Origin of the sequence: Catonella morbi ATCC 51271 (assembly GCF_000160035.2) — a bacterium.
Taxonomy (GTDB): domain Bacteria; phylum Bacillota; class Clostridia; order Lachnospirales; family Lachnospiraceae; genus Catonella; species Catonella morbi.
Window position 1 is genome coordinate 506,836 of the sequence record NZ_KI535368.1, and the last position, 14,406, is coordinate 521,241.

Consider the following 14,406-nt stretch of genomic DNA (forward strand, 5'->3'; position numbering starts at 1 on the left):
GTTTATTATTCTTTAGTTACAGTTTTAAGATATTCGTCATCTATCCCTTTACACCACCGGCAGTTAATCCAAATGCCATATACTTCTGTATTTTAAAGAAAACCAATACTAATGGAACAGACGTGAGTATTGAAGCTGCTGAGAACATTGACCAGTTTCGACTGTAATCATTTGACTGTAACTGGTAGAGTCCTCCCGCCAATGAATATGTACTGCTGTCAAGCAAAAATGTTGTCGAAAATAAATACTCATTCCAAACAGTAATCAATACCATTACACAAGTAACAATTATCGCAGGTCTTGCCAAAGGCATTATTATTCTTCTTATTGTCTGCAAGTCACTTGCACCATCTGTTTTAGCAGCTTCTTCTATTTCAATCGGGATAGTATCAAAATATCCCTTCATATTCCATATAGCAAATACACACATAGAACCTGCATATATAATAATTAATCCCATGTGCGAATTTAACATTCCCGTTATTTTCAACACGCGAAAAAGCGCAAAAAGTGACAGTACCTGTGGAAATGCATTTAATATAAGTAAACTTCTAAGCAATGTTTTTCTTCCCTTAAAACGCCATCTTGAAGCTGCATACGCAGCCGGTATGGCACAGGTCATTGCAACTAAAATAGTCCCTACACTTAATAATAATGAATTTTTCAGCCATAATAAAAATGGTTCATCTATAAGAATTGTACGATAATTCTCTAACGTAGGGTCTTTAGGAAGTATCGACAGACTTCCTGATAATACTGCACTTTTCCCGCCAAATGATACAATTAATGCATAAAATATAGGGAGCAAAGCAGTAAGACAGAGCAAAATATAAATGCTGTTAAGCACAATCCCCTTTACCGCAGTCTCTGTTCTTAAATGTGTTATTTTTCTCATAACTATTTCTCCTAAAGGCTACGATTAGTAATTATCGAAAACAGTATTATAATAACAAAAAGCAATATGCTTACCGCACCGGACAATCCGTAGTTATTTGATACAAAGGCATTTTGATGTGCATATGTAATAACCGTATTAAGATTGGCCCCTGTCATATATCCTCTTTGTTGTGTCAAAAGATAAACAATATCAAATTGTTTAAATGTAATAAATGTTGTCATAACAGCTGCCGGTGCAATGATTGGTTTTATTGCAGGAATTGTTATACAGTATGTTGATTCCCAAAAACCTGCTCCGTCTAAAATAGCACTCTCATATAAACTACTGTCTATACTATGTAATGCGCCATCAATCGTTGAAATCATAAAAGGAAGTGCCATCCAAAGATTAAGTGTCAGACAAGAGCAAAATGCAATAATATTATTCCCGAGAAAATCAACTTTACTAAGTCCTAATAGTGTCAAAAGTTTATTTAAGATACCAAATTCCGTATTAAACATACCTACACGCCAAAGTAAAATTGAAATATATGCCGGCATTGCCCATGGAAGCATTAATAATGTTTTATAAATACGACTTAATCTTTTTAATAGTGGCGAGTTTAATCCTAATGCTATTAAGAAACCCATTCCAATTTGTAATATCATATTTATGGCAGTCCACAAAATCGTAGTAAGCAATGCTTCCAAAAATCCTGAATCAAATTTAAAAAGGGCTCTTATATAATTAAAAACACCTATAAACTTATAATCATTCCAATGATACATATTCATGTTTGTCAGGGAAATATATCCCGTATACATGATTGGAAATACCAGAATTATCAAGAGTAATAACAGTGCCGGTAATATATAAATCCATGGCTTTATTTTTTGTTTTCTTATCATTATCGTATCCGGTTTCCTTATATAAATCAGGTGCAGCAGGTTTTGAAGCACTCTACTGCATATCCTTAATTGCCTGCTCTGCTGCTTTTTGAGCTTGTTCTGCAGCTTTGGTTATATCTTCGCCATTTTTATTGACTGCAACAAGAAATGATTCTGCCGGTCCCCACATCACACTCATTTCAGGTATATTAGGCATTGGTTGTGCTGTAGAAGCAGTTCTCTGAATCGCCGTAATCATCTCATTTGCCTTAACATCCGCATTGTCATATGCTTTGCTGTTCGCAGGAGCACAACCGGCTTTATTGGCAAGTGCGATACCTACCTCAGGAGTTGACATTGCGGTTAGTACCTTTGCAATAGCATCTTTCTTTTTTTCAAGCGCAACTTTTAGTACTCCAACACCCTGTACACCCGAAAAAGGTGCCATGCCTTTACCGTTTGGAAGCTTAATATCTGAAAGTGAAGCAACACCATAATTAATACCTGCCTCTTCTATCCCTGATGTAAGCCAAGGGCCACCAATAATGGCAGCTGCTTTTTTCTCGTTAAATAAAGTTGTTACTGTATTGTAGTCACCATCTGCCTGGAGAACACCAAATTTCTTATTATATTCTACTGCTTTAATAGTATTCAAATCCGTAAATCCCGGCTTTGCATCCTCGTTTATTACATATCCGCCAAAACCATTAATGAACGGTGAAACATTGTATGCATTTGTATGCTGATTTACAACAGCATATATTCCTTTGTCAACATCTGTGTGTGTCTCCATGTATTTATACATTTCATCCGTTGTTGACGGCACTGTGCCTTCCCAAAGTTCTTTGTTATAGATGAACAAAAGAGTTTCAAAATATACCGGCAATAAATACTGTACATCCTTCAACTGTCCGGCTTTCACTGTCATTGGAAGTTCATCCGCAAGTAGCTTATCCACATCCGTTACATCTGATAAAGGAGCTAGCAAATCCATTGCTACAAAGCTTCCAAGCACGTCATGCGCATAAAAATACATATCTGGTCCGTTCGCTACATCTGTACCGTATAGCTTAAGCTGACTTGGCATATCTGTCTTTTTTTCAAACTGTACCCTGATATTATCTCCTGCAAGCCTTGCATTGACTTCATCTGTAATTGTCTGCATAATAGCCTCATTACCATCATGCCAAATCTTCACAGTTGTTGTATCTCCTGATGTCTCAGGCTTTGTTGCTTCTGCCGACATTTTTTGCGATTTCCCACCAGTTGCTTTCTCTGCTGATACCGTCTGTTTGTCACTTGTAGTACCGCTTTTAGTTGTTCCACACGCTACAAGTGTGTTTACACATATTAAAGCTGCCAACATTAAAACCATTCTTTTTTTCATATTAATCTCCCTTCTGTTGTTAAAAATATTTATTGTTTTACTTATTCATAAACCGATTTACTTATTTTCTTTTACTAAATTACATCTTTTTATTGCATTTTCTTGTATAATGTTGTATCTTTTAATTGAATATTAGCACCATACTTATGCAAAGTCAACAATTTATCTCTTGGCATTTTATACAAATTAGTTAAGCGTTTTACTATTTTAGGGAGGTGTTTTATGCAATATACAATTTCAGATGTCGCAAAAAGAGCCGGTGTTTCCACAGCCACCGTAAGTAAGGTAATCAATGACAAAATGTATGTTTCGTCCAGAACAAAGGAAAAAGTTCTAAAAATAATGAATGAACTTAATTACACACCTAACGTATCGGCTTCAAATTTAGCTAAAAAAGTTACAAAAAATATCTTGTATGCAGATAGGTTTTACAAAGGGATTCCTTTTAAAAATCCACATATGTTTGATATTATATGCGGTGCAGAAGATGAGTTGAGTCGTCGTGGTTATCACCTTACACTTTTAAATCTGGATAAGGATACAAAAAAGATTGAACAGATATTAGAAGATACAATGACAAGTAAATCTGCTGATGGAATGATTCTTAACGGTGCTTTGGTTACTCCGCGGATTGAACGGATAATGCTCAACTTTGATTTTCCTCAGATTTGTATAGGTAAGCCTAATTTCGATACCATTCTTTCATGGATTGATATAAATAATTCCTTATCCGCTAATATGGCAGTTGAGCACTTATTAAATCTTGGTTGCAGAAAACTTGCTTTTATGGGTGGACAAAGCGGAGATGAAATTTTTATTGACAGGTTAAGAGGATTTCAGATAGCTTTACAAAAAAATGATATTATTGTTCAAGAGGAATTCATTACATATAACGAGCCGGATATTGATGTGATATATAATTCAGCTATGCAATTATTACAATCTCCAAACAGACCGGATGGCATTATTTGTACCAACAGTCTTATGGCAGTCGGTACAATGAGAGCAATTAAATCTATGAAGCTTACTATGCCGGATGATATAGCACTCGTTGCTTTTGATGATTACCCATATACTCCGCTTATTTCTCCCAAACCGACTGTTATTGAGATAGATGTATTCAGTCTCGGAGTACATGCAGTAAGCCATCTTATGCGTAAAATCAAAGATCCCGCTACTATTATTCAAACATATACTGCATTACCGAGACTCATCAAAAGAGAAACAAGCTGATATCCCCACTTGACATAAAGCCCCATTTTCACTATACTATTACTACCATGCAGCCGGGGAGATAGCGGTGCCCTGTACCTACAATCCGCTCTAGTAGGGGTGATATTTTGTCTGAGGGACAGCCTTTGCAAAGCCGCCCTAAGTGGAGGATGTTGAAGTCTTGGTCTTACGCAATGAGAGCTTGTGAACCGTGTCAGGTTGGGAACAAAGCAGCACTAAGCAAAATCTTTCATGTGCCGTAAGGGTGCCTGGGCCGAGTTTTTCATTTAGGTACCGTTTGTGAAGCTGCATCGAAGCAAAATGCATGGCTTTTCTTTGCCCTTAATTCTTTAAAAAACATACTCATCATTTCTGAACATTCATTTTCAAGAACCCCTCTTACCACCTCAGCCTTATGGTTAAATCTGTCCTCCTCAAGCAAATTGAAAATAGAGCCTGCACAGCCCGCCTTCTTATTCATGGCTCCTATAACCACGCGTTCTACTCTTGATTGCACTATGGCTCCTGCACACATCTGGCATGGCTCAAGGGTAACATAGAGGGTACATTTTTCAAGCCTCCAGTCCCTAATCTTCTTACAGGCCTTCTTTATAGCCATCATTTCAGCATGCGCAAGCGAAGTATGATCTGTATTTCTCCTGTTATAACCCCTCGCAATAATCTTACCGTCTAAAACTATAACACAGCCTATAGGTACCTCATCTAATTTTTTGGCCTTCTCTGCCTGTTTTATTGCCTCTTTCATCCATTTTTCGTCTGTCGTCATTTGAATCCTTTCTTATCGGGTATATATTAAGTTGAAATTTTTACCAAAAATAATTTTATTGGCATTTATATATTGACTATTGGCTTGATATCAGATAATGTTTAAACTATATGTTCCATTTAAACTATATACATAGGATAGGTGATTTTGATGAAAATTGCAATAATTACAGACAGTAATGCGGGAATATCTCAGAAGAGAGCAAAGGAACTCGGAATGTTTGTACAGCCGTCTCCGTTTTTTATAAATGACAATCTTCAATTTGAAGATGTTACCATGACGCATGAGGAATTTTATGCAGCACTTCTTGATGACAGCATAGATGTAAAAACCTCTATGCCTTCTCCGGGCGATATGACTGACCTGTGGGATGAGCTTCTAAAGACTCATGAACAGGTAGTATTTATACCTATTTCAAGCGGTCTTTCAGGTTCATACTCTACCGCTTCAATGCTCGCCGAAGATTATGACGGAAGGGTAGAAATTGTAGACAACAGAAGGGTATCCGTCACACAGTATCAGTCTGTACTTGATGCGCTTGAACTTGTAAAAATGGGAAAAAATGCAAAAGAGATAAAGGAATATCTTGAAAAAACCGCAGACAGGTCTTCTATCTATCTTTCACTCGATACACTGAAATATCTTAAGAAGGGTGGACGAATCACTCCGGCCGCCGCTGCTATAGGTACCCTGCTTAATCTTAAGCCCGTCCTTCAGATTCAGGGTGACAAACTTGATGCCTATGCAAAATGCAGAGGCAAGGCTCAGGCTAAAAAGACCATGATAGAAGCTATCAGGAAAGACATGGAAACTCGCTTTAAGAAAAGTGCAGACAAACATAATCTTCACCTTGCTCTTGCCTATGGCGGCAATCTCGAAGAAGCTTTAGTCTGGAAGGAAGAGGCTCAGGCAGCCTTCCCTGATTACGAATTAGAACTTCATCCGCTTTCCCTTGCAGTTGCCTGCCATATAGGAAACGGAGTACTGGCAATTACCTGTACGGAAGGTATGGATAATACGTTGATTTGATATTATATATTTTCTAAAAGATTAGGGGCTGTCGCGACAGCCCCATTTATACAGTATTACTATTTTTACTTCTTAAAGTTCTTGCAAAAGATTTGTAATCTGCTCATTTTTATAAAAATGCCTACTTGCTCATATTTTAAACAGCCATTTCATATATCCTTCTTATATCATCCTGATCAAGCACCTTGATAGAACCAATCTTCCTGCTATAATTATACGTGCATTCTCTGACTAAACTAACAATTTCTTCCTCTGAAGGCTTATGTCCCAGAAGCTTAGTAAGGGTAAGCGGCATCTCGATTTTCTTAAAAAATTCCTCTGTCTTTTCTATTCCTTCAAGTGCCACAGTCTTATCCTCTCCCTCAAGTCCAAATACTCTTTTTGCATAATCCGCAAATCTTGCCACATCAGCCTCCAGCACATATCTTGCCCAGCTTCCCCAAACCGCTGTAAGAGTAGCCCCATGGGTAGAATCGTAGATGGCGGAAATTGCCATTCCAAGCTGATGGCAGGACCAGTCTCCGTCTCTTGTCGTATCCCCCTTTGCACCAAGCCCTGTAAGCCCTATATGTGAAACACTGCCAGACCACATAATCTCACTCATAGCCTCATAATCTGTAGGAGTATTATAACCTGTTACACCGTATTTCATTATATTTCTGATAAGCCCAAGAGCAATTTCATCTGTTAAATGATTTCCCTGTATATTTGTAAAAAATCTTTCTGAGGTATGCATAAATATGTCAGCAACACCTGCGCCTATCTGCCCTTTAGGAAGTGTCATGGTAAGCTCCGGATTCATAAGGGCAAATTTAGGGCGGTTAAATTCTGTAGTTATTCCTCGCTTTGTAGGCTTATCCTCTTCATCATTGGTTATAACAGATGAATTGCTGGTTTCACTTCCTGCTGCTGATATTGTAAGTATAGAACCTATATTTAAGCTTTTCTTCACTTTTGCCCTGCCTGCCCAATAATCCCATACATCAGTTTCCGGAGATGCAATACCATGTGCCGCCGCCTTTGCTGTATCAATTACACTACCGCCGCCTACAGCAAGCACAAAGTCTGCTCCAAACTCTACTCCCGACTTTATTATCTCCCTGACTTTTGAAAGCACCGGATTAGGCACTACTCCACCTACAGAGATAAAATTCAGACCACCGGCAGATAAATTCTCCTCCACCTTTTTCAGAAGTCCGTTTTCTGTAACTGACTTCCCGCCATAAACGATAACAACCTTTGTTCCTCCAAACTCTTTGACTAACTCTGCTGCCCTTCCCTCTGTGTCCTTTCCAAATACAATTTTCGTTGGAGAACAATATTCAAACTTCAGCATAGCGACCTCCCTTTCTTCTCCGTTTTTTCACTACCTGTGCAATCCACCTGTTACAAGTATCTCAAGTATAATTTCCGATTAAGTTTACTTGCAAAAGTTTTATTATCTTTATACTACATAATCTTTATATAGTATTCTTACAGTATAGCACATTATTTTTGGTTAAAACAGCTATCTTTATCAACTTTTTTTGGGCTTATACCTTGATTTTCAATCCAAAATAGCTTAACATTATTATTTGCAGATATGAATATTTAAGAAAGGAAGAAAACATAAATGAAATTTAGCGAAATGCCTTATAAAAGAGCAGATATTGAAGAAGCAAAAGCAGAATTTGCAAAACTTATGACAGACTTTGACAATGCAAAATCCGGCGAAGAGCAGTTTGAAGTTCATAAAAGATATTATAAAACTGTAAATCGCATATTTACCCAGATGACACTTGCTGAAATCCGCCACTCTATAGATGTGACAGACGAATTTTATAGCAGAGAAAATGACTATTATGATGAGAATGGTCCTGTACTCCAGTCATTACTTGTAGATTACGGTAAGAAACTCTATAACTCCGAATACCGTACATTTTTGGAAAGCAAAATCGGCAAGGTTGCATTTAAGAATCTTGAGCTGGCTATGAAATCCGTAGATGATAAAATAGTTCCTCTTATGCAGGAGGAAAATTCTCTTAAAAGCCGCTATGATAAGCTCCTTGCTACCGCAAAAATTGACTGGAAGGACGAAACCCTTAACCTCTCACTTATGGCTCCGTACCTCAACAATTCTGACAGAAATGTGCGTGTAGAGGCTTGGAAGAAGTATACAGAGTTCTTTAGCAACAATAAAGAAGAGCTTGATGACATCTATGACAGACTTGTAAAAAACAGAACCGCACAGGCAGAAAAACTTGGCTATGACAACTTCATACAGCTTGGTTACTATAGAATGAACCGTAACTGCTATGGCAGGGAAGATGTTAAGCGTTTCAGAGAGCAGGTTAAGCGTGACTTTGTTCCTTTTGCGGAAAAATTACACGACAGACGCAGAATAAGACTTGGGCTTGACAAACTTCATTTCGAAGATGAGGGTGTATACTTTAATAACGGAAACCCTGCCCCAATCGGTACTCCCGATGACATTCTTGCGGCAGGAAGAAAGATGTACAACGAGCTTTCACCTGAAACAGCTAAGTTCATTAACTTTATGTGCGATAACGAACTTTTCGATGTACTCGGAAGAAAGACAAAGCAGACAGGCGGATATATGACCTATCTTCCTGATTATAAATCACCGTTCATCTTTGCAAACTTCAACGGAACCGCTGATGATGCAGATGTAATGACACATGAGTGCGGACACGCCTTCCAGGGCTTCTGTATGGTGGATGATCCTATTAATGAGCATTCCGACATTACCATGGAAACAGCCGAAACCCACTCGATGTCAATGGAATTCTTTACCGAGCCTTGGATGGAGCTTTTCTTCGGTAAGAGAAAACAGGATTATATTGATATGCACCTTGAGTCAGCCGCTGCCTTCATTCCTTACGGAACAATGGTAGATGAATTTCAGGATATAGCTTATTCCAATCCGGGGCTTTCTCCAAAGCAGCGTAATGAAATGTGGAGAGAGCTTGAAATGCAGTATAAGCCTCACCTTGATTATTCAGGAAATGAATATTACAGCCAGGGTGGTTTTTGGCAGAAACAGCGTCATATCTATGACAGTCCGTTTTATTATATTGACTATGTGCTTGCCCAGACCAATGCCTTCCAGTACAAGGTTATGATGGATAATGACTATAAGGCAGCTTGGAAGAGCTATCTTAAGCTTTGTAACTTAGGTGCAAAAGACTTCTTTACAGGTCTTGTAAAACAGGTAGGACTTAGAAGCCCGTTTGAAGACGGAACCCTTAAAGATATGGTCGGTAAGCTTCAGGGAGCTTTAAAATTATAAAAATATATTCGTTATGGGAGGTGAGTTCGTGCACAGTTTTTTGAGAGCAGTCGGCTTTAGCAATATAGCTTCAAGAGAAGAACTTGATAAGGTTCTCGGGCTGGTCATGACTCATCCGACCCTTGATAAATTTGCTTTTACGTCAGATAACGACCACAGGAAAATAGTTGAAAAAAGCCTGGACTTTTCAGACAGAATGGGTATTACCGTTCGAGGCGAATATGACGAAAAGGGCTTTTTCCATTTGGAACATTATTATCCGTACCTGACAGGGCGAAAGCCTTGCTGTTATCAGGAAGTATCTGTGTTTAAACGTATGGACACAGATGCCTATACAGGTATGTGTGACGATTTGCATTTTGGCACTTCTTTAATATTTTATTTGCAGAATTCCATAGATTACCTTTCTGTAAAGGAATATATGAATGCTAAAAAAGAACTGCCGCTAACTCTTGCCGGACTTTCTACCTCCGGCAAAATACTGCTTCCCATAAATAAAACCGATGAACAGGTCAGAGTACAAAACGAAGATGCCCTGCGACATGATACTCTTCTTATGGCTGCAAAAGAAGGCAACGAAGAGGCAATCAATACCCTTACCCTGATGGATTTTGACACCTATACAATGATATCAAGGCGTATACTGACCGAAGATGTATACAGTATAGTAGAAACCAGTTTTATTCCTTTTGGCTCAGAATCGGATAACTATACTATTTTAGGAATAATTAAAGAGGTAATCCCTCATACAAACAGTCTTACAGGGGAAGCCTGTACGGAAATGCTTATAAACTGTAACGGTTTTGATTTCCACATAGCCATAAACGATGAAGATTTGCTCGGAGAACCTTTGCCCGGGCGTAGATTTAAGGGCGAAATCTGGCTTCAGGGAATGGTAGACTTTGAAAAAAATTAGAATTATACAGGATTTTGGGGTTAAATATAAAAAGAGAGGATGATTTATTATGAACAATGAAACAAATCAGGAGAATAATCTCGATCCCTTTGGGCGGGATAATGAGCGAAGCTCATTTTCGGGAAGACTCGGTTATGTACTTGCTGTAGCAGAATCTGCTGTAGGACTTGGTAATATCTGGCGTTTCCCTTATCTGGCGGCAAAGTATGGCGGCGGTATCTTCCTTCTTGTGTATCTCATACTTATGCTTACTTTCGGATACGTGCTTATCGTATCTGAGACCACTCTCGGAAGGATGACCAGAAAAAGCCCTGTGGGTGCTTTCGGAAAGTTTGGCAAGTCTCTTCCGTTTAAGATAGGCGGTTGGATAAATGCCATCATTCCTATGCTCATCATTCCTTACTACAGTGTAATAGGCGGCTGGGTATTTAAGTATTTATTTGAATATCTGCGCGGCAGTACAGAGGCTCTTGCAGATGATAATTATTTCACAAGCTTTATTACAACCGGCGCAAGTGTTGAAGTATGGTTTTTACTTTTCTCGCTTGTAGTCCTTCTCATAATAGTTGCAGGTGTTGAACATGGTATAGAAAAGGTGTCAAAAATGATGATGCCAATCCTAGTTATCCTTGCAATTATAGTTTCAATTTACTCTGTAACCAGACCGGGAGCTCTCGAGGGAGTTAAATACTTCCTCATCCCTAACTTTAACAACTTTTCCTGGATGACAGTGGTTGCGGCTATGGGACAGATGTTTTATTCTCTTTCTATAGCAATGGGTATTCTTTACACCTACGGCTCATATATGAAGAAAGAGGTGGATATTGAAAAGTCAACATCACAGATAGAGATTTTTGATACTGCCATAGCCTTCCTTGCGGGACTTATGATAATCCCGGCAGTGTTCTCCTTCTTCAACGGAGATCCCGAAAAGCTTCAGGCAGGTCCTTCCCTTATGTTTATTACCCTTCCTAAGGTATTTGCAAGTATGGGTATGGGACGAATTATCGGTATAGTCTTCTTCCTGCTCGTGCTTCTTGCAGCCCTTACAAGTGCTATTTCACTTGCTGAATCCTGTGTATCTACCATAGAGGATCAGCTTGGCTGGAAACGTAATATAGCCAGTGTGGTTATCGGTATCATTATAGTGATACTCGGTTCATTTTCAGCACTCGGCTTTGGTATGCTTGATTTTGTACAGATACTCGGAATGTCCATCCTTGACTTCTTTGACTTCCTCACAAACTCACTTATGATGCCTATAGCAGCTCTTTCTACTTGTATACTCATAGTTTATGTGATTGGGATAGATAAGATAGTTGAAGAGGTTGAACAGTCATCTAAATTTAAGCGAAAAGGGCTTTACAAGTTCTTCATCAAATATTTAGCCCCTGTATGTATACTTGTTATTCTGGTAAGCTCACTTGCCAGCGTATTTGGTTTAATTAAATTCTAATATTTACACAGAAACAGCCACTGTAAAAAGTCTACAGTGGCTTATTTTTATGTAATCACACAATTACTCTCTTGCAATAACATATTTCTTATTCATAAACAATTTCCATAATACTAAATTAGCTGCTATCATAACAGCAATTCCTAAAATCTGCGACGAAATTGATTTTAAGAAAAAGGCATGTATAAAGCCGGCTCCACCCAAAAGAATCATATTTATAAGGAACATAAGCATATTGTAACCTGCGTTACTGGTGACAATCTCCGTCGAAAACGGTAATACCCAACCGCTTATACGTATTTCAAAGCTTGTGATAAATATAAAGGCAATATAAGCTAAAACTATATCCGGAAGGACTTTTATTCCGCAAATGACAAAAAATATTGCCGATAAAATCATAAATACAGGAGTGATATAGTGGAAGAGGACAACTTTAATTCCCGCCCTTATGCACTTACTGAGATTCTCTATAGGCAGTACCTGATAAAATAACAGGCTTTCCTTATTGTCAGACTGGCTTATAATCTTATAAATAACCGACGATGTCAGTCCGACCGAATAAAGAAGAGCAATAGTCCATCTGCCCTCTCTTATGGTTGTTATAAGCCCCTCAAAGTTGCCAACCCTCGGAAGCTGTGACAGCAATATTATCACAGGTAATATAATCATATTGGTAAGCTGCGGATAGATCTTTAGCTTTATATCTCTGTTTCTTGAAATCTGTATGAGTACGAGCTTCATAAAAGCATTTTCCTGTTTATCCTTTGACAGTACCTTACATATAAACGTAGAAAAAGCGGAGAGGGATTTATTCTCTTTTGCCGTCTCTGTCAGCTTGTCAAGTTCACCTTCAAACTCAGGCATTACTTTTTTATTGTATACAACTTCAAGCAGAATTATAGCTCCTACAGCCATTCCTGCAAGTATATAGTAGTATCCTGCCGATGTGGCTGCAAAAAACACAGCTAATATGGCAGCAAACCAGGCAGGTGGCAGAATAACAAAGAAAGGAGAGAAGGTCAGCTCTGCCTTTGCAAACTCAGCAAAGTTTATCACTCTTGGAACAATCTGATACGCAAGCACCATAGCTATCGTCATAAATATCTGAAAGCCGCTGAGTATATCTTTAAGCTTCTCTCCCGAAAATACCTTTAGCAACAAAAAATAGATGGTTCCTGCCAAATGGAGACAAAATACAGTAATAACCACGGACATTACCACAAATGACAAACCATATAAGGGTCCATGAAAAACAAAGGCTGCAATCATAGAAGGCAACATCATAGAAAATGCAATAGTTCCTATATAGTAGGCTATATGTATATTTTTGGCCGTGTTTATTTCATTATGCCCTATCGGGAGTGCTCCGTAAAATGATTTTTCTGTCGTATCCAAAAGTACCGCAGAATATTCGCTTATATATGCTGAAAACAACATAAAAATAAGCATAGAAAATCCCAGCATATTTGCTCCGAATATATTTGGCATAGACTGCATCGCCGCTATGAAAGCACCTATAAACATATAAACAAGGCAGGTTAAGAGCATTGACCTTCTGGGCTCTTTTTTTAATTTCTCTGCATTTTTCTGTGTGCCTATCGGTATCCTTCTGCTGTCCATGATAAGCTTTAATTTGAGCATTTCCCTGATTTGATTGTAGTTTAAGTCTTTACTTAAAAACGGCTTTACACATTTATCAACAATCTTTAATACAAGCGGTTCGCTATTTTTCACTTTCAATAGTCTCACCTCCAGTAAGGGTATCTACAAACTTGGCTGCTAGGTCATGACCTGAAGTAAAACCTGTAAGATTGTTGAAAATATCCTCCATGCTACTGCCGTTACTGTTATTTTTAAGCTCCTCAACTGTCGAATCTGCAATTACAGCCCCGTCTTTAAGGAGGATTACCCTGCTGCTCATCTGTTCAACCACTTCCATAATATGGGAGGAATAAAATATAGTCTTGCCCTGTCTTGTAAGAGTTTTAAGAACCTCCTTAAATACAGCCACACTGTTTGTATCCATTCCGTTTAGCGGCTCATCCAAAAATAAAACATCCGGATTATGTATCAAGCTTCCTATAATGGCAATCTTTTGCTTCATACCCTTGGAATAACCTGAAATACGGGTTGTAAGGGCTTCATTTATCTGAAATATCTCGGCTAACTCCTGCATCCTGTCACGCCAGTTACCAAGCTCATATACGGAAGAGAGGAAGGAAATATATTCTTCTCCGGTAAGGCTTTCATAAAGGGAAAGAACCTCCGGAACATAGCCTATCTTACGCTTGTAGCTTACAAGGTCTTCTTCGATATTCTTCCCAAATACTTCTATTGTACCCGAATAATTTCCCAAAATTCCAAGCATAAGTTTTACAGTGGTAGACTTACCGCTTCCGTTTGGACCGATGTAGCCAATAAGTTCGCCCCTGCCCGCTTCAAAACTTACATCATGAAGGACATGATGCTCTCCAAAACTCTTGTTTACATTTGTAAGTCTGAGTACTGTATCCATGTGTTTTCTCCCTCTGTGATTGTTTTTAGTATGTTAATATTTGTATGTGTA

The 14,406-nt window shown here is 38.4% G+C and carries 11 protein-coding genes, 1 other RNA gene and 1 pseudogene; 6 read left to right on the forward strand and 7 right to left on the reverse strand.

The annotated features are described in order from the left end of the window. Positions 1 to 40: 40 nt before the first annotated feature. From GCWU000282_RS09320 to GCWU000282_RS09330, 3 genes are read right to left on the reverse strand one after another with little or no spacing between them, the layout of a single operon-like run. The gene (locus GCWU000282_RS09320; RefSeq protein ID WP_023354849.1) at positions 41 to 895 is read right to left on the reverse strand and encodes a sugar ABC transporter permease; all 855 of its coding nucleotides are present in this window, start codon (positions 893 to 895) and stop codon (positions 41 to 43) included. A gap of 11 nt (positions 896 to 906) precedes the next feature. Next, on the reverse strand, positions 907 to 1,785 hold the full coding sequence (locus GCWU000282_RS09325) for a carbohydrate ABC transporter permease (protein ID WP_023354850.1): 879 nt from the start codon (positions 1,783 to 1,785) through the stop codon (positions 907 to 909). Positions 1,786 to 1,837: 52 nt separating this feature from the next. Beyond that, a complete protein-coding gene (locus GCWU000282_RS09330; RefSeq protein WP_023354851.1) occupies positions 1,838 to 3,151 on the reverse strand; it encodes an extracellular solute-binding protein in 1,314 nt (437 codons plus the stop codon). A gap of 222 nt (positions 3,152 to 3,373) precedes the next feature. On the opposite strand from GCWU000282_RS09330, the gene GCWU000282_RS09335 reads away from it, so the two are divergent. Further along, the gene (locus GCWU000282_RS09335; RefSeq protein WP_023354852.1) at positions 3,374 to 4,384 is read left to right on the forward strand and encodes a LacI family DNA-binding transcriptional regulator; all 1,011 of its coding nucleotides are present in this window, start codon (positions 3,374 to 3,376) and stop codon (positions 4,382 to 4,384) included. 45 nt (positions 4,385 to 4,429) lie between these two features. After that, positions 4,430 to 4,692: signal recognition particle sRNA large type (ffs, locus tag GCWU000282_RS16320), an RNA gene on the forward strand. 2 nt (positions 4,693 to 4,694) lie between these two features. On the opposite strand, the pseudogene tadA reads toward ffs, so the two are convergent. After that, a pseudogene (tadA, locus tag GCWU000282_RS09340) lies at positions 4,695 to 5,150 on the reverse strand (tRNA adenosine(34) deaminase TadA); the annotation flags it as partial. Between the two features lie 147 nt (positions 5,151 to 5,297). On the opposite strand from tadA, the gene GCWU000282_RS09345 reads away from it, so the two are divergent. Continuing rightward, a complete protein-coding gene (locus GCWU000282_RS09345) occupies positions 5,298 to 6,179 on the forward strand; it encodes a DegV family protein (protein WP_035040160.1) in 882 nt (293 codons plus the stop codon). 136 nt (positions 6,180 to 6,315) lie between these two features. Here the strand turns inward: GCWU000282_RS09345 and GCWU000282_RS09350 are convergent, their stop codons facing one another. Continuing rightward, positions 6,316 to 7,515, reverse strand: a complete 1,200-nt coding sequence (locus tag GCWU000282_RS09350) for an iron-containing alcohol dehydrogenase (protein WP_023354855.1) — start codon at positions 7,513 to 7,515, stop codon at positions 6,316 to 6,318. A gap of 276 nt (positions 7,516 to 7,791) precedes the next feature. Here GCWU000282_RS09350 and GCWU000282_RS09355 point away from each other — a divergent pair, with 276 nt between their 5' ends. From GCWU000282_RS09355 to GCWU000282_RS09365, 3 genes are read left to right on the forward strand one after another with little or no spacing between them, the layout of a single operon-like run. Continuing rightward, the gene (locus GCWU000282_RS09355; RefSeq protein WP_023354856.1) at positions 7,792 to 9,468 is read left to right on the forward strand and encodes a M3 family oligoendopeptidase; all 1,677 of its coding nucleotides are present in this window, start codon (positions 7,792 to 7,794) and stop codon (positions 9,466 to 9,468) included. Positions 9,469 to 9,496: 28 nt separating this feature from the next. Beyond that, a complete protein-coding gene (locus GCWU000282_RS09360; protein WP_035040164.1) occupies positions 9,497 to 10,384 on the forward strand; it encodes a DUF3881 family protein in 888 nt (295 codons plus the stop codon). A gap of 49 nt (positions 10,385 to 10,433) precedes the next feature. Beyond that, positions 10,434 to 11,840 (forward strand): sodium-dependent transporter, encoded by a 1,407-nt coding sequence (locus tag GCWU000282_RS09365; protein ID WP_023354858.1) that lies wholly within the window; start codon positions 10,434 to 10,436, stop codon positions 11,838 to 11,840. 63 nt (positions 11,841 to 11,903) lie between these two features. On the opposite strand, the gene GCWU000282_RS09370 is transcribed toward GCWU000282_RS09365, so the two are convergent. Both GCWU000282_RS09370 and GCWU000282_RS09375 read right to left on the reverse strand, forming a co-directional pair. Further along, complete coding sequence (locus tag GCWU000282_RS09370) at positions 11,904 to 13,574, reverse strand: hypothetical protein (protein WP_023354859.1); 1,671 nt, start codon at positions 13,572 to 13,574, stop codon at positions 11,904 to 11,906. Next, positions 13,564 to 14,355: an ABC transporter ATP-binding protein gene (locus tag GCWU000282_RS09375; RefSeq protein ID WP_023354860.1), complete on the reverse strand. Its 792-nt coding sequence runs from the start codon at positions 14,353 to 14,355 to the stop codon at positions 13,564 to 13,566. Before GCWU000282_RS09375 ends, GCWU000282_RS09370 begins: the two co-directional genes overlap by 11 nt. Between the last annotated feature and the right edge of the window lie 51 nt (positions 14,356 to 14,406).